Genomic DNA, 21,445 nt, shown 5'->3' on the forward strand with positions numbered 1-21,445 from the left:
CTATTCTTTCATCAAGTTCACAGCAATTTGACCAATACTTCCAGCACCTTGCATCAAAATCACATCGCCATCTTTAATCAGCTGGTTGAGCATTGATTTAAGCGATTGTTCATTCACAAGAGTTACTTTTTTATCTTTGCCTCTAATTTTTTGAGCCAAACTCTCGCTTGTTATCCCTGGAATTTCCGGTTCCCCCGCCGAGTAGATATCAAATAAGAATAATTCGTCAGCAAGGCTTAATACATCGACAAATTGTTCCTGCAAAGATTGAGTTCTTGTATAGCGATGGGGTTGGAACACATGTACGAGCCGTTTATTTGGCCAGACATGTCGAAATGCATCTATAGTGGATAAAATTTCCTGGGGATGATGGCCATAATCGTCAACGATAAGAGCGGAACCATGTTCAAATCTCTTCTCGCCTAACATTTGGAAACGACGGCCAACTCCTTGGAATTTTGCTAAAGCACGTATAATGGAAGCATCATCGACTCCCAATTGGGTAGCAATCGCAATAGCAGCCAAAGCATTTAATACATTATGGCGGCCCGGATATTGGAATTGGATTTTTAATGCCGTGTAAGGTACCGGGCGTACTACAGTAAATTCACTTAGCAATTCATTTTGAGTCCAGTTAATTGCACGGTAATGAGCTTCTTCGGCAAATCCATAAGTCAGCGTCGGCCGTTCAAGAGCTGGGAGAATTTTTCGTACTTCTGAATCATCAATACATACCACTGCCAATCCGTAAAAAGGCAAATGATGTAAAAACTCAAGAAATGTGGTTCTTAATTTTTCAAAATTATTCTCATAGTTATCCATATGATCTGCATCAATATTGGTTACTATGGCCATCATGGGTTTTAAAAATAAAAATGAAGCATCACTTTCATCAGCCTCAACAACAAAATAAGGAGATTGACCAAGTTGAGCATTGACTCCCAGGCTATTTAATTTTCCACCGATTACAAAACTTGGGTCTAGACCCCCTTCAGCCAGGAGACTGCTTACAAGACTTGTGGTTGTCGTTTTACCGTGAGTACCGGCTACGGCAATCCCATGTCGAAAACGCATCAGTTCCGCAAGCATCGCAGCTCGTGGGATTACCGGAATCATTTGTTCGCGCGCAGCTACGATTTCCGGATTATTCATGCCCACAGCAGAGGAACGAACTACCACATCAGCACCTTTTATATGTTCTGCTTTATGCCCCATATAAACCGGAATGCCTAAAGATTTTAATCTTTGTACCGTACTGCCTTCACCCAGATCAGAACCTGTAATGCGATATCCTTGGTAATGCAGTACCTCGGCGATACCACACATCCCCACTCCACCTATGCCAACAAAATGTATTTGTTCTACACACCCCATCCTTGAAGATATAAATTGTCCTGAATTAGCCACACCCCCCCCTTATGCTGACAATGGCCCTAACCCCAAAGCTTGCCAACGATTTTCATGATCAATGCGCAATAATAGCGCAATTACCACACAATTGATAACCATACTTGCACCGCCATAACTCATTAATGGGAGAGTGAGTCCTTTTGTCGGTAACAATCCCGAGTTAACTCCCATATTAATGGCGGCTTGCAGCCCTAACCAAAAAGTTAAACCATAAGCAGTATACGAAGCAAATAATCGTTCCTGGGTATGAGCATTATAGGCAATAGTCAACCCCCTGATTACCAGGATACTGTATAACAACATGACCATTAAAATACCTACCAAGCCCAACTCTTCTGCTAAAACCGCAAATAAAAAATCAGTATGTGCTTCGGGTAAATACAATAATTTTTGAATACTTTCTCCCAAACCAGCACCAAACCATCCTCCTCGGCCAAATGCAATTAAGGACTGTGTCAGTTGATAACCACTATTATACTGATCTGCCCAGGGATCTAAAAAGGCAGTTAAACGGGCTACGCGGTATGGAGAAGAAACCGCCAAAAAAGCCAAAGCTGCCATGACTCCGAACATCAAGCCGATATAATAGCGTAATTTCACACCCGCTAAAAATAACATGGCCATCACTGTACCCGAAATCACAACGGTTGCCCCAAAGTCTGGCTCCAGTAATAATAAAAAGGAAACTACTGCCAAAATAACCATCGGTTTAATAAAGCCCAGGATGCTGTTGCTCACTGCTTTTTGTTGACGGACCAAATATCCTGAGAGATAAAAAATCATCGTGAGCTTGGCAAGTTCGGATACTTGAATCCCTATGGGCCCAAAGGATAACCATCGCCGACTGCCATTGACTGAGCGTCCTATTCCCGGAATCAGTACAATAAGTAACATGAACAAACAAATTAACAGCATGGGCATACTAATACGTTCCCAAACACTGCTATCGGTTCTAATCACGACAAGGGCAATCATTAAACCCGCAAATAAATAACAGGCCTGGCGAATTAAAAAATGAAATGGCTGATGAAAATATTTGGTAGATATCATGACCGAACTAGAGGCCACCATCATCAGACCAATTATTAACAAAGCAATGACCACGCTAATCAGCCATTTATCATAAAGTGAAATAGGCCTGCTTACAGGTTTTCCCCTTTGATTCACATGTCTAGGCCGCATTGGTTACAACCCGCTCACTAAAGAAGCAAACGATTCACCGCGATGATTAAAATCGCGAAACATATCCAGGCTGGCGCATGCGGGAGACAGTAATACCACATCTCCGGGTTTTGCCTGCGATTTGGCGATAGAAACCGCACTATCCAAAGAGGACGCACGTGTTATAGGTACTACGTTAGATAGAGCAGTCTCTATCTTGTCTGCATCTTCGCCAATTAAAATAATTGATCTTACATACTCAGCGATTGGTTGGGACAGTTCGCTAAAATCGGCACCTTTTCCTTGTCCGCCGGCAATAAGTACAATCTTTCCTTGCATAGAACCTCCTATTCCATTAATAGCAGAAATGGTTGCACCAATATTCGTTCCTTTCGAATCATTAATCCAATCAACTCCATCAAGAGTTCGCACCCATTGACAACGATGCGGCAATCCAGTAAATGAAGTCAATACATTCTTAATGTGTTGATGTGAAATCCCTGCCGCATCCACTAATGCAGAAGCAGCAAGCGCGTTTAACCAATTATGAACTCCTTTGATCAATACAGAATCAACGGGCAAAATGCAAGCGTCGCCCTTTGCCAAATAGATTTTATCTTCCTGGGTGATTAATCCCCAATTGTTTCCTGCAGGGACATCAGCGCCAAAAGAAATAGAATCAACCTCTGTAGTTGGAATTGTATCCGCATCCTCACGGTTAAACAGGGCCACTTGTGCTTGATGGTATATGCGTTGTTTGGCTTGGATATAAGCCTCCATTGTATGGTGCCTGTCCAAATGGTCTGGAGATACATTCAGGATAGTCGCAGCGATTGGAGCCAACGAGTAAGTTAAATCCAATTGAAAGCTGGATAGCTCCAATACCCATAGGTCATACTGATGTCCATCATAGAGCATATCGAGAACGGGTGTTCCTATATTTCCGGCTACAGCAACCTTAAATCCCGCAGCCTTCGCCATTTCCCCGACTAAAGTAGTAACGGTTGATTTTCCGTTGGTTCCCGTAATTGCAATTACCGGGGCATGAATTTCTCGGGCCAGGCACTCGATATCACCGTATATGTCGATGCCCATTTGCTTGGCTTTTAGCAAGAAAGGGGTATCCAGGGGCAATCCCGGGCTTGCAATAATATCCGAAAGCTTGGCCAATACCTCTTCAGGGATATGCTGTGTATAAACAGATACCCCCGGGAATTCTTTGGTAAATTCAGTAATGCCTGGGGCTTGGGCACGGGTATCAAAAGCAATAAAGGGTTTATTGTTCCTGCGTAAATATCGCGCTATCGATACTCCCGTTTTACCCAAACCTGCAACTAAATACAAAGGAGGATTCATGGCTGTACCCTTTTTATCGAAGTTTTAAAGTAGCTAATCCGCATAATACAAACACAACGGTAATAATCCAAAATCTGACAATTATTTTAGGCTCCGACCAGCCCTTTAATTCAAAATGGTGATGCAATGGAGCCATTCTGAATAAGCGTTTTCCATGGGTGTATTTAAAGTAACCTACTTGTAAAATAACAGAAATTGTTTCAATAACAAATAAACCACCCATCATTAATAAAACCAATTCCTCTCGGATAACTACGGCAACAATTCCCAAAGCAGCCCCTAAGGCTAAAGAACCTACATCACCCATAAATACTTGTGCGGGATAGGTATTGTACCAAAGAAAGCCCAGTCCTGCGCCCACAATTGAGGAGCAAAAAATCGTTAACTCACCTGTATTGGGAACATAGGGGATACCCAAGTAAGGTGCATAGACGGCATTACCGGAGGCGTAAGTAAAAATTCCCAGGGCTCCAGCAACCATAACTATAGGCATAATAGCCAGGCCATCCAGACCGTCAGTCAAATTTACTGCGTTAGAACTTCCTACAATAACAAAATACCCTAAAATGGGAAAAAGAATACCTAGTCCTATAGTGAGCGATTTAAAAAAAGGTACGGTCAACTGGGTATGAACCGGTAAAGTGGCATGCATGTATAAATAAATCACAGCAATAAGGGCAATGATTGATTGCCAAAAATACTTCCAGCGGGCTGGGAGCCCTTTACTGTTTTTTAAAACCAGTTTGCGATAATCGTCTACCCAACCTACTACTCCGTTTGCAAGGGTTACCAGCAGGACGAGCCACAAACTGGACTGTTGTAAATCACCCCAAAGTAAGCAACTTACGGTAATTGCTAACAAGATTAAGACTCCTCCCATAGTTGGAGTCCCTGCTTTAGATAAATGGGTTTGAGGACCGTCATCCCTTACCATCTGACCTATCTGCAAACCACGTAACCAGCGAATCATCAGGGGACCACAAACTAATCCAACGATAAGAGCGGTCAAGGCAGCCAGAATGGATCTAAAAGTCAGGTATTGAAAAACTCTTAACGCATGATACTGTCCTTGGAATAGCTGCGTTAGCCAGTAGAGCATAATTGTTCCTCTTGTTAACCCCAATCATGGGTTTGTGTTAAGTAACGCCCACAGGATAATGGGCCAAAAAGTGGCCAAGCATACCATAAACCTAAATACCATACAGCATCATATAAAAAAAATTATTGGGTTCTTAAATGCAAATATTTATTATCGCGCAGGCCAGGATCATTCGTTCCCTTTTAACCCTATATCAGTTGATGCACAACTTTTTCCATTGCACTGGAACGGGAGCCTTTTACCAACACCACGGTGTTGGGCGACAACTTGTCTACCAGACTTTTTATCAGTTGGTCCTGGTTACCAAAATGCTCACCGCCAACACCAAATGATTCAGCAGCCAATTTGCTGTTAGAGCCACAGCTGAGTAACCGGTTTATACCCAGCCGACGTGCCGCCAACCCGACTTCCTGATGGTGTTGCGTTGCCCAGGTACCCAACTCGCCCATATCCCCGAAAACAAAAATCTTTTCTCCTGGCCGCTCTGACAATACTTCCAGGGCAGCTAAAACAGAGCGCAAATTTGCATTATAAGTATCATCGATTATGATGGATTGATTTTTTCCTTTAAGAACAGTCAAGCGTCCTTTTACACCGCCAAATCGGTTTAATCCCTGTTGGATATCTTTTATGGAAATTCCTACTGCGTGGCAACAGGCTGCAGCAGCCAGGGCATTACGAACATTGTGCAGACCGGGAACTTGTAAGTGAATATCCGCTTGTCCCTTAGGAACGATTAAAGAAAACTGTCCGCAACCTAATTCGTCCAATTGCACATCCTGTGCATATATATCAGCCATGTGGTCCAGAGAAAAACGAAGAACTTTTTTGTTAATAAGTAACTCGTCCCAAAAATGGGCATAAGCATCATCATCATTTACCACGGCAACGCCCGCAAGTGACAGGCCTTGGTGGATTTCTCCCTTGGCACGAGCAACCCCATCAATAGAACCAAAACCTTCCACGTGAGCTGGGGCAATGTTATTAATTAAGGTGACATCCGGATGAACAATTGCGACGGTATGTGCGATTTCACCGGGATGGTTTGCGCCAAGCTCAAAAACTGCATAACGATGTTGATTGTTCAGCTGTAAAACACTTAGTGGCGCGCCAATATGATTATTCAGGTTGCCTCGAGTAGCATGGGAGGGGGAAGGTAAAATAGAAGCTATCATTTCCTTGGTTGTAGTTTTTCCATTGGATCCAGTCAGCGCAATAACAGGACAATGAATATCCTGCCGGTGTGCAGCTGCAATCTTAGCCAAGGCCTGGATGGGATCCGGAACAACAAACTGAGGTATGCTTACTCCTTCTATTGTATGATTTACTACCGCGGCTATTGCGCCCCTTGTTTCCGCTTCCTTAATAAACTCATGCCCGTCAAAGCGCTCACCCCGGATGGCAACAAATAAATTTCCCGGTTCCAGTTCACGGCTATCGGTACAAACACCGGTGAGTTCAGTATTGAGGTGACAAGGTTGGGCAAGTAATGCAGCAACAGTATTTAGGTTCATAGTATTAAGACTTGGCTAAAAGTCTAGTGTACTAACACTTGAGTATAGAGTTCAAGGGGGGGGTCGCAGTAAAATTTTCACCCGGTGCAGCTCAGCTGAGCAGGGAAATTCATCTATCCAAGCCCGCTGGTGCACCAGCCTGATTGAAACCTTTAAACTGAAACAGCAGCAGATTCTAGATGAGACTGATTTATTTGCAACAGGCGGTGATAACGTGCAATACGTTCTTCAGTTAATGGTTTTCGCTGATCATCAAGCAAATGCGCATCCAGGCCCTCACTTAATTGTCGCGCTGTTTCCAACATTACAGCAAAGCGTTCTACATCAATCCCGGGATTTTTTGAAGAATGCATGTACAAACAAAGGCCACGTACACTAAAAGCTCCGATGTTTTGTAAATCAAAGACCCCGGTAGCTGTAGCAGCTGCCAGGCTACACAACACTGGTCCTTGGCCGTTGGGAAATTGATGGCGATGAAATAAATGCCCCTCACCAAAACGTAAACCAGCCGCCAGAACCGTTTGTAATAATTCATAACCTGCAAATTGTCTGTTCTCTTTTGCAAGTAAAAACATCATTAAAGTAGACGGAGTGTCCGCTTTTGGTGAAACCTCAGCTTCTATTTTGGGAACAGGTTTCGGTTCAACTTCTATCTTTAACTTTATTTGTTCTTCCTCATCTAAGGGCATAAGCCGAGGCGGCGCAGTCTTTGCCGTAGTCTTTTTAACCTGCAGCTCTTCATCCGCTTCTATTTTGGACTCGCGGATATTAATTTTACGTACAGCAATAATGTCATCATTATAATTTTGTGTGTTATCAGCACTCCTATCTGAGGTTCCCAGACTGGGTTGATAACGCTCCGGATTTAAGCTCTGCCGTCGAGCTTTCATTAAGCGCCCAATTGCTGCAATAACGCCTATTAACAACAGGACATTAAGAATTAAGCTCCAATTTGCCTGCATCATTTACTCCATAGCCAAAGCTTGTGTTACATCAACTGCAACCAGGCGAGATACTCCAGGTTCACGCATAGTTACCCCAATTAAATGATCTGCCAATTCCATTGTAACTTTATTATGTGTAATAAAGAGAAATTGTACGAATTGTGACATCTCTTTCACCAAAGCGCAAAAGCGCCCCACATTTACATCATCTAAAGGTGCATCCACTTCATCCAGCATACAAAATGGCGAAGGGTTTAACTGAAAAATTGCAAAAACCAATGCTACTGCAGTCATTGCCTTCTCACCCCCAGACAACAAATGAATGGTACTATTGCGTTTTCCAGGAGGTTGTGCCATTACTACAATACCAGCTTCCAGCAGATTATCACAAGTCAATTCGAGCTGCGCTCTCCCACCTCCAAAGAGGCGGGGGAAAAGTGACTTAAAGGACGAATTAACCTCGTTAAAAGTATTTTCCAGGCGTGAACGAGTTTCCTTATCCATTTTTTCAATGGCAGTTTCCAGAGTAGTCAATGCTTGACATAGGTCATTATATTGCTCATCCAAATAAATCTTTCGTTGTTGCTCTGTGGTAAATTCTTCAATCGCAGCAAGGTTTATAGCACCCAAACGTTTGATTTTTTCAGAAAGAGAGATTAATTCATCTTCACGTATTGCCTGAGTAACACCTGGGGGTATTTGTTCTAGTAATGTCTTTGCTTGTAAGCCCAACTCGTCAAGAGACTCTTGTACCGAACTGGCTCGGACTGCTAAAGCCTGTTCTTCCATTCGTGTCTTGCTAATTTGTTCCTGGATACGTCTTACTTCAAAATCACAGTTTAAAATATTTTTCTCGCACTCTTCAAGCTCCATTTTTAGTTGGGACAATTGTTCCCTGCTTAAAGTGAGCTGTGATTCTACCTCAGCATGTTTTTGTAATTGGAGCACCAGTTGCTCTTTGAGCCCTTCTCCAGGCTCTTCTGTTTGCAAGCAAAGCATTGCCAGATGTTCCAGACGATCCTGTAAAACATTTAAATGTTCCTCATCCCGCTGAATTCGTTCATTGAGTTGCTGTATCTTGTTTTTTTCTCTATCGTATTCGAGTTCAGCATGGTGCAATACTACGCGGGCTTCTTCCTTGTGATTATTTTTTGCAGCCAAATTGGCTAATGCGTTTTGTTTTTCCAGCAGACAATGCTCAAGTTGTTGTTCATGGTCTTGGCATTGCCCTTCCAAAGTAAGCAATCTTTCTTTTAAGGTACACTGTTCCGCAACGGTTTCTTCCAGAACCAGTTTTAATTCATCACATTCCATTGCCAATGCACTTGCTTTATGTTCGGTCTGCGCAATAGCTTGTTCATTAGCACTTAAAGCCATACTATTTGTTCTTAAGGCTTCATTACTGGCATTTACATTCAACTGCTGTAATTCAATATCTTTCAAGCCTTTTTGCAACTGCTGGTGCGTGTGGTCGCGTTTACCCCTCAGGTCATCAATTTTCTGTTGTAACTCCTGAACAACAACCGCAAGTTCGATAATTTTTTGTTGCCGCGCCAATAATCCCAGTTCATCCTGGGTTTCAAGAGTAACAAATTTCACCCATCCTTTACCTAACCAAAATCCATCGGGCGTGATAATCGACTCATGCTCAGCCAAACCGGGCAACCAACTTAATGCTTCATCAAAATGTTCTGCGGTATAGATATTTTCTAATGGATAAGCATTTGCCGGAATATCTCCTTTTATTTTATCAATAAGGCGTGGGTAGGAAGCAGGTTTAAATTCAACTTTTCTGAGGGTAACGACACTCTCGCCTTGTCGTTCACAAATAGGGCGTTGTGGCCATAACTCCTCGAAGGTTTCCAAAACATAGGCATGCAATGCTTCATTAAGCACCCGTTCACAAGCAAATTGCCATTGGGCCTCAACCTGTAAAATATCCATCAACCGAGGTTTCTCTGACCATTCCTTTATGGCATTTTTACTGCTTTGCATCCCTTGGCGGGCTGCGCGCTGTGCTGCTGCCAACGCTGCGTACTCACTGTTGGCGGAGTGAAAATCATCTTGTAACCCATGTAACTGTGCCTCAATATTTTGTAACCTTAGGCGCAATTGCTCTGTGTTGTCCTGACACTGTTTAAGTTGCAAGGCATCGAACTCTTGATCGGCGATTAATTTGACTCGCTGCTCTTCCAGTTTTTTTTGATTTTGTTGTAAATCGGCAATGGATAGAGTTTCTTGCTCTAATTGCAGCTTTTCCAATCTTAAAAGGGTCTGTTGATATTTTTCTTCCAAATGCTGAGCATTAACCTGGGTGACCTGAAACTCTCTTTGCAGGTTATTCGTTTGAGTTTGCACCTCTTGCCAGCGAAGATCCCATTCTGTTTGCTGTTTTTGAGTATCTTGCCAATCGGCTTCCAGTTCTTTGAATTCATTCCTCAATTGCGCGAGTTTTTCTTCTAAATCCTTTGTATTCTGCTGACAATGGAGCAACTCTTCTTTATCGCTTTTAAGTCGTTCTTCTGCAATCTGCCAATCCTCTTGCATCTGCTGCTGATCATGTTCCAAACGTTTCTTTTCACGGGTCTGTTGCTGGATTGTTTCTTCCAAACGCGCAATTTCGGTGCCTAATTGATAGAAATTTGCCTGAATTTGCTGAGTTTGTTCCTCTACATCATGCAGGGTTTCATTTAATTCGATGCGTTCTTTATTTGCTTTAGCCAGGGCACTTTGTTGTTGTTCATAATTAACAGCAAGTTCTTGTATTTGCTGTTGTTTTACTTCCTGTTGAACAACAAAATCTTGCCATTTAAGGGCCAAAATTTCTGCTCGACATAATTGTTCTTCTTCTTTGAGAATCAGATAGCGTTCAGCCGCCTTCGCTTGACGTTCTAAACGTTGTAATTGTTTGTCCAGCTCATCCCGAATGTCAGCAACCCGGGTTAGGTTTTCACGGGTATGATCGATGCGTTGTAAGGTTTCACGGCGTCGTTCTTTGTATTTGGAAACCCCTGCTGCTTCTTCAAGATAAACCCTTAGATCTTCAGGTCTTGCTTCAATCAGTTGAGAAATAGTCCCTTGACCAATAATTGAATAACCACGAGCACCTGCACCAGTGCCCAGAAAAATATCAGTGATATCTTTACGTCGACAACGGCTGCCATTCAAATAATAAGAGGAATCCCCATCCCGGGTAACTACCCTCTTGACGGCGATTTCCCCATAACTGGCGAAAGGTCCCGTGAGACGTCCCAAACTGTTATCAAAAACCAACTCCACGGAAGCCTGTCCTACAGATTTACGATTGGAAGACCCATTAAAAATAACATCGGTCATGGATTCACCACGCAAATTCCTTGCAGAACTTTCCCCCATAACCCAACGAACGGCATCGATAATGTTCGATTTCCCACAACCATTAGGGCCCACAACTGCCACCAACTGGCTTGGAAAATGAACTATGGTCGGATCCACAAAAGATTTAAAACCGGCTAATTTTAATTGCTTCAAATGCATAATAGGGCAATTTTAAACAAAATAAGCACGCATTATAACTGAGGATGAGCAGGCTATCTACAGACCCTTTTCCAATCTAACGTCCTCTGCTCGCGGCCAACTGGTTTGACAAACAAATGAACAAGGATATAATTCCCCGGTCTAATTGAAAATGGATGGATAATGAAGCTTTTATTTAATAAGTCGCTCAGCGTAATTACATTCAGTTTTGCATTCCTCTTTGCAAATCCAATCTTTTCTGCTCCACCCAACCTCACTTTAATAAAAAATGAACTTAAAAATTACCATGACTCTGGCCTTTACCAAAAAGAGTTAGCCCAAATAATTACCAAGGCACAGAAATATATTGATCAACAGGCCGAATTAAATAAAAAAGAAAAAACACACAAAAAGCTGGCTGTGGTTCTGGATATTGATGAAACCAGTTTATCGAATTACAAGTACATGATCGCAAGGGATTTTGGTGGAAACCACAAGCAATTTCATAAAGACATTATGGCGGCCGATGCTCCACCAATTAAACCCATGCTTAACTTATATCGAGATGCCCGTCAGCATGGAGTTAAAGTTTTTTTTGTCACTGGAAGAAATGAATCGGAACGCAAGGCAACAGAAAAAAATTTACATCAAGCCGGATATAGTGGCTGGTCAGGCCTCTACTTGCGCCCAATTAATTACTCCTCCAAATCGATTATTCCGTTTAAATCTAACACCCGAAAAGCAATTACGGAAAAAGGCTATACCATTGTAGCCTCGATAGGAGATCAATACAGTGATCTCAAAGGAGGATATGCTCAAAAAGTATTTAAACTACCCAACCCCTTTTATTATCTACCTTAAGCTTGTTATGGTCCATTAGGGGCATTTTCATATGTTTCCTGAAGGACCAGGCCCTCTAAAATAAGCGACATCAGCAAACGAATTTGTGGTTCATACATTTTGCGCTCATACCCTCCTTCAAGCCCCCAATATACTTTTTTAATCACACTTTTATTTTCTTCATACAATCTGAATAAGCTTTCATAGAAATAGGTCAAATCACTTGCATTAAAGCGTGTTTTTCGCGCTTCAGCCGCCCCCATAAATTCCCCATCAACGTATTTACCACAATATGCAGTTTCCTCTTCGTGAGAATCCCATCCCGTAGGTAAATATAACGCTATTGGCTGATTATGGATTTTTGCCGCTTCAATTGCCTGTTCGATTTTTTCGATTATAAAAACCAAGGCCGGGTGAACCAAACCTCGTTTACGGGTCAGCAGACTCAGATCGACTGCAAAGTACTCTAATTTGTTGAGCTCCCATGATTGAATTTTTTGCCCAATATCTTTTCCCTCTTTTTTAAATTCTCTGTTAATAAAGGCAGTGCCTTGCCAGGGATAAACTCTTGAATCAAAAACATCTAAATGACATACATCAATATCAGCAGCTGAATTGATTAAAACATCGCATAAGCCATTGTCTCGGTTGACATCCGTCCCCACAATGATATGTTTCATGGGTTTATCGGCTGAATCTTCCTGGTATTTTATTAAAATAGCTGTCTTGTTTAAAATGCAAAACCCACTCCCACCGCCACTAAATGCATGATGCGAAGGCAAACCAAAAGAAAAATGTATCCTGCCTGAGTGAAATAGCGTCATGGAGATATCTTTAATTAATACTTCGAATGTACCTGGAGTAACAAGAACATCCGGCGCTATTTGCTTCCACCCCCTTTGTCCTGCTTGCATGCAGTAAATAATAATTTTTTGCAAGTATTCTTTTGTATGTACTGCCAGTAATGCCTGCAGAATTACATCTTTTTCAGGGATGCGATCGAATAGAATCAATGTTCCCTCTGCATCACCTTTTTCCATCTCAGCAAACAGTTGTTTCCAGCATTTTGGCAATTGCACAGAGTCTGTATTAAAAACAAGCAATGAAGAATTTGTTGCGTGCACATCACCAATTACCTGCGTCATATGGGTTAACCGTTTATACTGGTCTTCATCAGCGCCTGCCGGCATTCCATGCATTTGGGCTATATCTTTAGGGGAGGGAATTTGAATACAGCATTCCTGATTTTTTGTAGAGGAAACCTTCTGTTTAAAGAAATTCTTTTGCCTCATTTTCATTTCCCTGGATAAGTAAAAGAATAGGAGTTTTGCCAAATATCAAAAATCCAACCTGTCTGACTAGAGTATAGAGTATGGATTAATGATGCAATGCAAAGAAGACTAAATAAACTATAGATGCCCCCAAGGCAAAGAGATACAATGAAGCAGTTCTAAGTTTTGAGTACAGGGGTCATGAGTACCGAAAGCGCGTTGAAGTCCTATTTTTTTCCGGTTATTTTAATTACATCCATTTTATTGGGAGGTTTTACTGGAGTCTTTTTGGGACCAATTACCCCCTATTTAAGACCTTTTGGGGAGATTTTTCTCAACCTGATTTTTACTGCGATTGTTCCCTTGATTTTTTTTAGTATTACTTCTGCTGTAGCACGAGTAGGTTCCTTGGGTAAATTTGGTAAAATTGCTTTCTATATGGCCATTATTTTTCTGTTTACTGGAGTCGTCGCCGCAGTTTACGCTCTTTTTATTGTCAGACTCTTTCCTCCTGCCCAAGGGGTTATTTTACCGCTTCATGGCCCAGAAAAAACTTCCGCCTTGAATGTCTTTAATCAAATTGCAGAAATTTTTACAGTTCCCGAATTTAGCCAGCTTCTTTCCCATAAACATATCCTCGCACTCATCCTGTTTTCTATTCTGGTGGGGCTTTCGACGGCAAACTCCAATGAAAAAGGAAAAACTTTTATCGCTTTTTTACAGGCGGGGGAAGAAATTTTCATGCGTGTTTTTGCTTTGATTATGTACTATGCACCCTTTGGTTTTTTTGCCTATTTTGCTGTTTTGGTTAACGAATTAGGTCCCCAATTAATGACCAATTATCTGCGAATTGGCGTTCTTTATTATATTTTCGGCACCATTTATTTTATTGTGGTTTACACCTTATTTGCCTATTTTGCTGGAAAAACTGAAGGTATAAAACGATTTTGGAGCAACATTTTTCTTCCTGTAGTGACCTCAATTGCCACCTGCAGTAGTGCTGCCAGTATCCCTGCCAATTTAATGGCAGCAAAAAAAATGGAAATTGCTCCTGAAGTCTATGAGACTGTAATTCCTTTAGGAACCATTATCCATAAAGATGGTTCCGTCATCGGTGGTGTATTTAAAATTGCATTTTTGTTTGGAATTTTTCACTTGAATTTTTCAAGCCCCAGTGTACTACTTACTGCACTGGGAATTTCTTTATTAGTGGGTACCGTAATGGGTGCAATTCCCAGTGGAGGAATGCTTGGGGAGTTACTCATACTAAGTGCTTATGGGTTCCCTCCTTCGGTATTAATAATAATTGCTGCAATTAGTATTATTATTGATCCCCTAGCTACTATGCTTAATGTAACATGCAATACTGTAAGCAGTATGATGATTGCACGTCTTTTGGAAGGAAAACAACAATTAATACGCGCGTGATTGTCGCTTACTTAGCGAGACGCGGCTTATTGGGAAGGTAACTATGAATCGACCTTATAAAAAATTATGGCGTTCGCGTAAAGACCGCAGAATTGCCGGGGTATGTGGGGGATTAGGAGTTTATTTCGGCGTAGATCCAGTATGGGTAAGAATCATTTTTGTCATTTTTTTCCTGCTTGGAGGCGCGGCATTTATCGCCTACGTCCTGTTGTGGCTTCTTATTCCTTTGGAGCCTGAAGACTGGCAAGATGCGTAAAGGCATAAAAAATAGTCATAACTCCGGGTAGTTTAAGCTACCCGGAGCTGCTTGTTTATACCTCCTTCTGAGCCAGGGCAAATGCTAAGGCATTGAGAGTTGCTGCGATTCTTAATACAGATTGAACTGCAACTTTATCCAGCTCATGTTCCAGCAATTGCCTTACATGGGAATGGATGCACATTCCACACCCGTTAATTGCTGATACAGCCAAAGCAAATAGCTCAAAGTCGGCTTTAGGTACTCCAGGATTCAACATCCCGTTCATGCGCAAATTGGCAGGGAGTGACGCAAGCTCTTTATTTTCTGCCAAATGAATTGCCCGATAATAAATATTATTCATTGCCATTAAAACAGCTGCTGTTTTTACAGCATTTTCCAGATCAGCAGTGATGTAGTTTGCTCCCTCTGTCTTAATGGCATCTATCATGGGTTGACTTCTCACCGTGTACGCAACTGCTAATGCCACCCCGTAAAATTGGGTTTCTGTTAGTCCTGATTGGGAAATATTGCCAAATAAATTACTGACATTAAGACGGATGTCTTTAGCAAAATCAGGTATCTCTTGTTTCAATTGTTCTATAGACATAGGATTCTCCTTGCAAAAGCTCCCATAACCACAGGAGCTTTTTATTTGGCTGTACTAGAGCGTTTCGCCGCCAATGGGTCGGTTACAAGGGCATAATTCATCCGTTTGCAAGGCATCAAGGATGCGTAATATTTCCTGAGGATTACGCCCCACATTTAAAGAATTGACGCTTACATGCTGGATAACATTATTGGGGTCGACGATAAAAGTTGCCCTTAAAGCACACCCACTTTCTTCTTCACGAATGCCAAATCCGTCAGTTAGCTTTCCATGAACATCGGCAAAGCTGTATTGGTTTAACTTGTGCAAATCTTTATGCTCCCTCCTCCATGCTAATTTGACAAATTCATTATCAGTACTTCCTCCCAATACCACTGCGTCTCTATCGCTAAACTCGCCATTTAACTTTGCAAATTCGACAATTTCTGTTGGGCATACGAAAGTAAAATCCTTAGGATAGAAAAAAATTACTTTCCATTTTCCTGGAAAACTTTTTTCAGTAACTACTTCAAAAGCACTTTCACCCTGTTCCTCATGATTATTAAAACCTGGCTTGGCCGCAACCACAGAGAATTCCGGAATTTTTTGACCCACAGTTAACATAAATTTCTCCTCAATTGATTTCTTTCAATCAAAGTATAGTTTTGGTGTATAATTATTTAAAATGAATTAAACAGATAACTTTAATCGGAAAAAGCGATGAACAGCAGGTTGATAAGTTTAAAGCAGTTGTACTATTTGGTTACCCTGTATGATCATCAGCATTTTGGCCGGGCAGCTGCAGCCTGTTTTATAAGTCAATCGACCTTGAGTGCAGCAATTACGAACCTTGAAGAAAGTCTCGAAGCGCAATTGCTTGAGCGCGATCATAAAACATTTCTATTTACCCCTTTAGGTGAGGAAATCGTTCGGCGCAGCCGCTTGATTATTGAACAAAGTAACGATTTGGTTGATTATGCACGCACTCAGGGTAAATTAATGCAAGGAAAGATTTATCTCGGCGTAATTCCTACTATTGCTCCTTTTATTATCAGTGAATTACAGAATTTGTGTCAGAAAACCTATCCTGAACTGACCTTATTTATTAGAGAAGATACAACAGATAACGTTTTGCATTATTTAGGAGAAGGCAAACTCGACCTCGTGATTTTGGCACTCCCCTACCCCACCCAAGACTTTCAAACCCGGATCCTTTGTAAAGATTATTTTAAAATGGTATTACCCAAAGGGTGGTTGCATAGGGGATTCGATAAAGAGATCAGTATGTTGCCTGAAAACAGTATTTTTCTCCTTGAAAAAGAACATTGCCTGACAGGGCATGCCCTACAAGCCTGTCAATTAAAAGAAAGTAAAAAAATCAACCACTTTTTTGCCACCAGTCTCCATACTTTAATCCAAATGGTGAGTCATCAGCCTGGAATTACCTTTCTGCCCAATCTTGCAATTAACAGCGGCATACTTGCAGGTACGGATTTAGCCGCAGTGCCTTTAAAATCAGACCATGCTTATAGAGAAATTGGTGTAGCCTGGCGTACTACTTCCCATAAAGCACAAAGCTATATTTTATTATCCGAATTAATTCAACAGATTCTTATTAAAAAGTGCACCGATGGAGAGTGAAAATATCTTGGAAGCAGTTGGATTTGACCGTCGCTTGCATGATAATGCTGCAAAATTCATGTCCTAATTCAATGATGATTCAAAGCATTGGGTGCAATACCAACATCCCATGGGGGGCATGGACGATTATCAAAAAATCACGGAGAACATTATGCGCAAACACACCCTTTCATTTTTATGCTTTTTTTCATTATCGGCATCCGTAAATTCTTACGCAGAGGTTAAAGAAACAGTGCGTATACCTCAATTTTCCAATACAGAGGTATCTGTGTGGCAAACGGTAATCTATCCTCATAAAGAACAAATTTTAAAAATGCATCGACATGAACATAATCGAGTGGTTGTCGCTTTAGATAGTGGGATACTCAAAGTGGTCAATAATAAAGGAAAGGAACACTTCTTGAAACTGGAAAAAGATAAAGCTTATTTCCTCACCAAAGACATGCCGGGAGAATTGCATACTGATGAAAATATAGGTAACAATCCTATCCGCGTCATCGTCATGGAGTTGAACAAATAAAACGGTTTCGCATTTTACGAAACCGTTAAAAAATTCCTTATGATTTCTTTTCAAGATTCTTACTTTGAAAACGACAATGATGGGCATGGTGAACGGGCAATAAAACACCTACTTTTTGATAGGTTTGGAATTGGGTTTGCGCCCATAAAGTATGTATTTTTGCATTAACTGCATTTCGCTTTTCCACCAGAGGCGCTATATCACTCCATTTTGCATGCGGAGAAGCCATCTTTCCTTTTATTTGCATGGTGAGCGCCCGCTTTTCCTTAATCAGTGGAGCCATTTGTATCCGTAAAGCTTTCCTGATTTTTGCCAGCTCGAAACGTTGTTCCGGAGATAAAAGTTTACCCACATTAGAGTGATACTGTCCTGTTTGCTGGATAGAGGCTACTGCAGCAGTGGGTTGGGCTATTGAAACCGAAGTACTCAACAGTCCCAGAGCCAGGCTATTAATTAGCAAGAACCGTTTAATATTCATTTTATTTCTCCTATTAAGTTACATTGTAAGTGTAATAAGGCAATGTAATAGGAATATGACAAATAAGCTGTTTATTGTAACAACACTGTTACAATGCTAAACATAAAGTGGTTTCTTGATATAATGGAGCCTGTAACTAACTTATAAGCTCCATTATGTCTAACCTCATTACTCTTGCAGGTGTTGCATGAGCACAAGAAAAAATCACATATTGATTATTGATGATGATCAGGAAATTACCCAATTGATTAATGACTACTTAATCAAAAATGGTTTTCGCACAACCTGGACATTGAATGGCTTGAACATTAAACAGCTATTAAGAGAACATAATTTTGATTTAATTATTTTGGATATCATGCTTCCGGGAATTGATGGATTAAATTTATGCCAAACGATTCGCCAATCGCACAGTATGCCCATTATTATGCTTAGTGCTGCCAACAGCATAGCCGATCGGGTTGCGGGGTTAGAACTTGGTGCTGATGATTATATTTCCAAGCCTTTTAGTTCACGTGAATTGCTGGCCCGAATCAAGGCTCAGTTGCGGCGCACTCAAGGGGAGTTGGAACACGATCGTAAAAAGCTCACCCCGTTGCAACAAATTCATTTTGATAATTGGATTCTCGACCGCAACACCCATTCATTGATAGACAAGGAATCGGTTGCTATCCCTTTAAGTCAGCGAGAATACGAGCTGTTGGTTGTTTTTTTAGAGCATCCCGGACGTATTTTAAGCCGTGATCAATTAATGGATTTACTGTATGACAAAGACTGTGATTCACAAGACAGAACCATTGATGTCCTTATTGGGCGTTTACGAAAAAAAATAGAGCTTGACCCTCGTAATCCTCGGTTATTACTCACTATTCGCGGTGGCGGCTATCAATTTAAAACCAAGGTTGATCTGGTATGAGTCAATTAACCAAAACCGCAAAAAAAACCTTGGTTGGATTAATATTAGGTAATCTATTGATAATTTTTTCCCTCATGCAATTAGGAAAATATTATTATGAGAATATCCGCTCCCCCCTTCCACCCCAAGCGGTTCGCTCATTGACGCATCTTGTTGCGTTGTTACAAAAAAACCCTCAATCCATCTGGCCCCTGATATTACGTAATCAAAGTATTTCCTGGGCGGAAATCACTTTATCTCCTCAACCTTTATATACCAAAAATGCATTATTAACTTTAAAAGCACCCATAGTTCATAATTTAATCAAACAAAATAAAAATTTGGAATTTTCGGTCTTTATAAGGGAAAATACCTGGTTAAATATTAAAGTAATTTCTCTCTTTCCAAGGCAGGCAAACTCCGTAGTTAGCGTATTTCTAATCTTAATTGGTGCTTTGCTTTTTATTAATTACTGGGCGGTTAGGACTTTAAATCAGCCAATCCACACTTTAATTCAAAGCCTGCATTACAGTGAACACCAGGACAATTGGTTACCTATCCCGATAACTGGAAATCAGGATCAAAAAACTATTTTTAAAAAAATCAATGACTTGCAGGAGAAGGTGAATAAACTTCTAGCCAATCGTACGCGAGTAGTTACTGCAATATCCCATGATCTGCGAACCCCTTTAACTCGGCTGAAATTACGTGCGGAATACTTAGCTGATGATCCCAATTACAATAAGATTATGGCTGATATTAACGAAATGGAACTCATGATTCGGGAAACTTTGGATTATTTCAGAGATGTAAATGTTGAAGAAAAACCCCAGCTCTTTGATTTGGTGGCATTGCTTTCATCATTGAAAGAAGATGCAGAGGAGTCAAATTATAATGTGAGCTTTACCAGTGACAATAGCAAACTGGTTTATTATGGTACAGTAAATTTACTTAAGCGAGCCTTTAATAATCTGATTAATAATGCGGTGCATTACGGTTTCCAGGCAATAATTCACCTGAGTTGTTTGCAACACAAAATCGAAATAACGATTACAGACCAAGGTCCAGGACTAGCAGAGGCGGATCTTGAACAAGTTTTTTTGCCCTTTTATCGAGGGGAAAATTCACGTTCACGCAGTACCGGAGGGACAGGCCTTGGATTAACCATAGCCAGGGAAATTATTCAAATGCATCAAGGAGATATTACTTTAACTAATAATTTGCAAGGCGGTTTGAAAGTACTCGTTACCCTCCCAATCAGACATTCTTAATTTCTTTCGATCGGTTAGCCTGCAAGCTAAATGCCAATAATTTAACTAAACTCACTCTATATAGATTTGAAAAGTAAATTGCAATCAGCTGAAAGAGTTCAAGGAGTAACATGCGTTCCCTTAAAAATCTGCTCAACCGCATAGGATATGCCGACCCAATGGATCGGTATGCACGCCAATATCGTCTCATTTGGTATATCAGCCTTGAGTTAATTGCTATTTGCCTCATCCTAATATTCCTCTACTCCCTGATGCAGTTGTGGCATATGGTTGTTCTTTTTAGTAGCGGGATTTGTATTGCGCTCATTAATTTATGGGTTCTTTCCCGTACGGCAAATACCTTTTTCTGCGGCCATTTAATCACCCTAATCGCCTTTATAATTATATGTCTGGTAAACTACATGATTTGGGGGATAGGAACCCTGCATAATCAATGGTTTTATATCATTCCCTTACTTGCAGCAGCACTTGTGGGACGCAGTGGCCTAATTATTTATTCAATCCTGTCATTTTTTATGATTTTGGGATTTAGTACCTTTTCGCTGCCTCCTTTTTATAATCTTCCATACCATAAACTGGAGATAATTGAATGGGGAAATCATTTACTTGCCTATTTAATTGTAGTCACAACCTTAGTCAATTTGTTATATGAGCATGACAAATATGAACGAAAATTAACCGATTTAAATTATTTATTACAATCCGAAAAAGACAAATACCATTACTTGGCACGTGTTGACCAATTGACTAATTTGCCCAATCGCAGATATTTTAACCAATACCTTCAGGAAGTGATTAGCTCTTTGTCATCCAACTATTGTGCTACGCTTTTTTTTATCGATCTCGATAATTTTAAATATGTAAATGATTGTTATGGCCATAATATCGGGGATCATCTACTTCTGGAGGCATCAAGACGCCTAAAAATAAGTTTTCGTGAAGGAGATTTTATAGCCCGTGTAGGAGGAGATGAATTTACTGCAATCGTATTACATACTATTGATGATCAAATTCCCCAATTAATTGCGCAACGGATTATCCAGGAATTTGATAGAGAAATTAAGTTTGGGGAGATTGAGTTGAACTGTCCTGTCAGCATAGGCTTTGCGACTTATCCCATAGATGTTCACGGTGTAACTGATTTAATGATTAAGGCAGATAGGGCAATGTATGCTGCTAAAAAAATTAAGGGTAGTTCCTATTGCAAAGCTGAGGCATAATTTTAAATACAAATAAATAAAAATGAGGCAGGAGTGAACCAAAAAGAGTCACTCCTCACGAGAACGAACTCCTGGTTT

Annotated in this window: 19 protein-coding genes; 8 read left to right on the forward strand and 11 right to left on the reverse strand. The window is 40.8% G+C overall.

What is annotated here, in order from left to right; all coding sequences use genetic code 11:
• The 7 genes from murC to smc all read right to left on the reverse strand — a co-directional run bounded on the left by murC (nucleotide 1) and on the right by smc (nucleotide 11,000).
• Nucleotides 1-1,407 carry a UDP-N-acetylmuramate--L-alanine ligase gene (murC, locus tag KYQ_RS12930; protein ID WP_010654685.1) on the reverse strand — a complete coding sequence of 469 codons (1,407 nt, stop codon included), beginning with the start codon at nucleotides 1,405-1,407 and terminating at the stop codon, nucleotides 1-3.
• A gap of 9 nt (nucleotides 1,408-1,416) precedes the next feature.
• On the reverse strand, nucleotides 1,417-2,592 hold the full coding sequence (gene ftsW, locus KYQ_RS12935) for a putative lipid II flippase FtsW (RefSeq protein WP_010654686.1): 1,176 nt from the start codon (nucleotides 2,590-2,592) through the stop codon (nucleotides 1,417-1,419).
• 3 nt (nucleotides 2,593-2,595) lie between these two features.
• Entirely contained in the window at nucleotides 2,596-3,927 is a 1,332-nt protein-coding gene (murD, locus tag KYQ_RS12940) for a UDP-N-acetylmuramoyl-L-alanine--D-glutamate ligase (protein ID WP_010654687.1), read from the reverse strand.
• Between the two features lie 13 nt (nucleotides 3,928-3,940).
• Nucleotides 3,941-5,026, reverse strand: coding sequence for a phospho-N-acetylmuramoyl-pentapeptide-transferase (gene mraY, locus KYQ_RS12945; protein WP_010654688.1), 1,086 nt, complete (start codon nucleotides 5,024-5,026; stop codon nucleotides 3,941-3,943).
• Between the two features lie 188 nt (nucleotides 5,027-5,214).
• On the reverse strand, nucleotides 5,215-6,540 hold the full coding sequence (locus tag KYQ_RS12950; RefSeq protein WP_010654689.1) for a UDP-N-acetylmuramoyl-tripeptide--D-alanyl-D-alanine ligase: 1,326 nt from the start codon (nucleotides 6,538-6,540) through the stop codon (nucleotides 5,215-5,217).
• A 152-nt stretch (nucleotides 6,541-6,692) separates the two neighbouring features.
• Nucleotides 6,693-7,502 (reverse strand): cell division protein ZipA C-terminal FtsZ-binding domain-containing protein, encoded by an 810-nt coding sequence (locus KYQ_RS12955; RefSeq protein WP_029489053.1) that lies wholly within the window; start codon nucleotides 7,500-7,502, stop codon nucleotides 6,693-6,695.
• A 3-nt stretch (nucleotides 7,503-7,505) separates the two neighbouring features.
• Complete coding sequence (gene smc / locus KYQ_RS12960) at nucleotides 7,506-11,000, reverse strand: chromosome segregation protein SMC (RefSeq protein WP_019350165.1); 3,495 nt, start codon at nucleotides 10,998-11,000, stop codon at nucleotides 7,506-7,508.
• Nucleotides 11,001-11,162: 162 nt separating this feature from the next.
• Here smc and KYQ_RS12965 point away from each other — a divergent pair, with 162 nt between their 5' ends.
• Nucleotides 11,163-11,840 (forward strand): HAD family acid phosphatase, encoded by a 678-nt coding sequence (locus KYQ_RS12965; protein WP_010654692.1) that lies wholly within the window; start codon nucleotides 11,163-11,165, stop codon nucleotides 11,838-11,840.
• Between the two features lie 5 nt (nucleotides 11,841-11,845).
• On the opposite strand, the gene KYQ_RS12970 is transcribed toward KYQ_RS12965, so the two are convergent.
• Complete coding sequence (locus KYQ_RS12970) at nucleotides 11,846-13,111, reverse strand: acetylpolyamine amidohydrolase (protein ID WP_010654693.1); 1,266 nt, start codon at nucleotides 13,109-13,111, stop codon at nucleotides 11,846-11,848.
• Between the two features lie 180 nt (nucleotides 13,112-13,291).
• On the opposite strand from KYQ_RS12970, the gene KYQ_RS12975 reads away from it, so the two are divergent.
• Together KYQ_RS12975 and KYQ_RS12980 are read left to right on the forward strand one after the other, a co-directional pair.
• A complete protein-coding gene (locus KYQ_RS12975; RefSeq protein WP_010654694.1) occupies nucleotides 13,292-14,518 on the forward strand; it encodes a dicarboxylate/amino acid:cation symporter in 1,227 nt (408 codons plus the stop codon).
• Nucleotides 14,519-14,561: 43 nt separating this feature from the next.
• A complete protein-coding gene (locus KYQ_RS12980; protein ID WP_010654695.1) occupies nucleotides 14,562-14,774 on the forward strand; it encodes a PspC domain-containing protein in 213 nt (70 codons plus the stop codon).
• Nucleotides 14,775-14,829: 55 nt separating this feature from the next.
• Here the strand turns inward: KYQ_RS12980 and KYQ_RS12985 are convergent, their stop codons facing one another.
• Together KYQ_RS12985 and KYQ_RS12990 are read right to left on the reverse strand one after the other, a co-directional pair.
• On the reverse strand, nucleotides 14,830-15,363 hold the full coding sequence (locus tag KYQ_RS12985; RefSeq protein WP_010654696.1) for a carboxymuconolactone decarboxylase family protein: 534 nt from the start codon (nucleotides 15,361-15,363) through the stop codon (nucleotides 14,830-14,832).
• A gap of 54 nt (nucleotides 15,364-15,417) precedes the next feature.
• Nucleotides 15,418-15,966 carry a peroxiredoxin gene (locus KYQ_RS12990; protein ID WP_010654697.1) on the reverse strand — a complete coding sequence of 183 codons (549 nt, stop codon included), beginning with the start codon at nucleotides 15,964-15,966 and terminating at the stop codon, nucleotides 15,418-15,420.
• A gap of 96 nt (nucleotides 15,967-16,062) precedes the next feature.
• On the opposite strand from KYQ_RS12990, the gene KYQ_RS12995 reads away from it, so the two are divergent.
• Both KYQ_RS12995 and KYQ_RS13000 read left to right on the forward strand, forming a co-directional pair.
• Nucleotides 16,063-16,983: a hydrogen peroxide-inducible genes activator gene (locus tag KYQ_RS12995; protein WP_010654698.1), complete on the forward strand. Its 921-nt coding sequence runs from the start codon at nucleotides 16,063-16,065 to the stop codon at nucleotides 16,981-16,983.
• A gap of 151 nt (nucleotides 16,984-17,134) precedes the next feature.
• A complete protein-coding gene (locus tag KYQ_RS13000) occupies nucleotides 17,135-17,503 on the forward strand; it encodes a cupin domain-containing protein (protein ID WP_010654699.1) in 369 nt (122 codons plus the stop codon).
• Between the two features lie 37 nt (nucleotides 17,504-17,540).
• On the opposite strand, the gene KYQ_RS13005 is transcribed toward KYQ_RS13000, so the two are convergent.
• Complete coding sequence (locus KYQ_RS13005; protein WP_010654700.1) at nucleotides 17,541-17,981, reverse strand: hypothetical protein; 441 nt, start codon at nucleotides 17,979-17,981, stop codon at nucleotides 17,541-17,543.
• Nucleotides 17,982-18,168: 187 nt separating this feature from the next.
• On the opposite strand from KYQ_RS13005, the gene KYQ_RS13010 reads away from it, so the two are divergent.
• The 3 genes from KYQ_RS13010 (at nucleotide 18,169) to KYQ_RS13025 (ending at nucleotide 21,367) form a co-directional block, all read left to right on the forward strand.
• Nucleotides 18,169-18,897, forward strand: coding sequence for a response regulator transcription factor (locus tag KYQ_RS13010; RefSeq protein WP_010654701.1), 729 nt, complete (start codon nucleotides 18,169-18,171; stop codon nucleotides 18,895-18,897).
• Nucleotides 18,894-20,147, forward strand: coding sequence for a sensor histidine kinase (locus KYQ_RS13015; protein ID WP_010654702.1), 1,254 nt, complete (start codon nucleotides 18,894-18,896; stop codon nucleotides 20,145-20,147). The genes KYQ_RS13010 and KYQ_RS13015 overlap by 4 nt, the downstream gene beginning before the upstream one ends.
• A gap of 110 nt (nucleotides 20,148-20,257) precedes the next feature.
• Complete coding sequence (locus KYQ_RS13025; RefSeq protein ID WP_010654703.1) at nucleotides 20,258-21,367, forward strand: GGDEF domain-containing protein; 1,110 nt, start codon at nucleotides 20,258-20,260, stop codon at nucleotides 21,365-21,367.
• Nucleotides 21,368-21,445 lie beyond the last annotated feature (78 nt).

Origin of the sequence: Fluoribacter dumoffii NY 23, assembly GCF_000236165.1 — a bacterium.
Classification (GTDB): domain Bacteria; phylum Pseudomonadota; class Gammaproteobacteria; order Legionellales; family Legionellaceae; genus Legionella; species Legionella dumoffii.

Bases quoted from the DNA above. Each gene is read 5' to 3' on its own strand.
- ftsW (WP_010654686.1), bottom strand. From the start codon at position 2,592: ATGCGGCCTAGACATGTGAATCAAAGGGGAAAACCTGTAAGCAGGCCT.
- KYQ_RS12990 (WP_010654697.1), bottom strand. From the start codon at position 15,966: ATGTTAACTGTGGGTCAAAAAATTCCGGAATTCTCTGTGGTTGCGGCC.
- mraY (WP_010654688.1), bottom strand. From the start codon at position 5,026: ATGCTCTACTGGCTAACGCAGCTATTCCAAGGACAGTATCATGCGTTA.
- KYQ_RS13015 (WP_010654702.1), top strand. From the start codon at position 18,894: ATGAGTCAATTAACCAAAACCGCAAAAAAAACCTTGGTTGGATTAATA.
- KYQ_RS12965 (WP_010654692.1), top strand. From the start codon at position 11,163: ATGAAGCTTTTATTTAATAAGTCGCTCAGCGTAATTACATTCAGTTTT.
- KYQ_RS12980 (WP_010654695.1), top strand. From the start codon at position 14,562: ATGAATCGACCTTATAAAAAATTATGGCGTTCGCGTAAAGACCGCAGA.
- KYQ_RS12970 (WP_010654693.1), bottom strand. From the start codon at position 13,111: ATGAGGCAAAAGAATTTCTTTAAACAGAAGGTTTCCTCTACAAAAAAT.
- KYQ_RS12950 (WP_010654689.1), bottom strand. From the start codon at position 6,540: ATGAACCTAAATACTGTTGCTGCATTACTTGCCCAACCTTGTCACCTC.
- murD (WP_010654687.1), bottom strand. From the start codon at position 3,927: ATGAATCCTCCTTTGTATTTAGTTGCAGGTTTGGGTAAAACGGGAGTA.
- KYQ_RS13025 (WP_010654703.1), top strand. From the start codon at position 20,258: ATGCGTTCCCTTAAAAATCTGCTCAACCGCATAGGATATGCCGACCCA.
- KYQ_RS12955 (WP_029489053.1), bottom strand. From the start codon at position 7,502: ATGCAGGCAAATTGGAGCTTAATTCTTAATGTCCTGTTGTTAATAGGC.
- KYQ_RS13010 (WP_010654701.1), top strand. From the start codon at position 18,169: ATGAGCACAAGAAAAAATCACATATTGATTATTGATGATGATCAGGAA.
- KYQ_RS12985 (WP_010654696.1), bottom strand. From the start codon at position 15,363: ATGTCTATAGAACAATTGAAACAAGAGATACCTGATTTTGCTAAAGAC.
- KYQ_RS13000 (WP_010654699.1), top strand. From the start codon at position 17,135: ATGCGCAAACACACCCTTTCATTTTTATGCTTTTTTTCATTATCGGCA.
- KYQ_RS12975 (WP_010654694.1), top strand. From the start codon at position 13,292: ATGAGTACCGAAAGCGCGTTGAAGTCCTATTTTTTTCCGGTTATTTTA.
- KYQ_RS12995 (WP_010654698.1), top strand. From the start codon at position 16,063: ATGAACAGCAGGTTGATAAGTTTAAAGCAGTTGTACTATTTGGTTACC.
- KYQ_RS13005 (WP_010654700.1), bottom strand. From the start codon at position 17,981: ATGAATATTAAACGGTTCTTGCTAATTAATAGCCTGGCTCTGGGACTG.
- smc (WP_019350165.1), bottom strand. From the start codon at position 11,000: ATGCATTTGAAGCAATTAAAATTAGCCGGTTTTAAATCTTTTGTGGAT.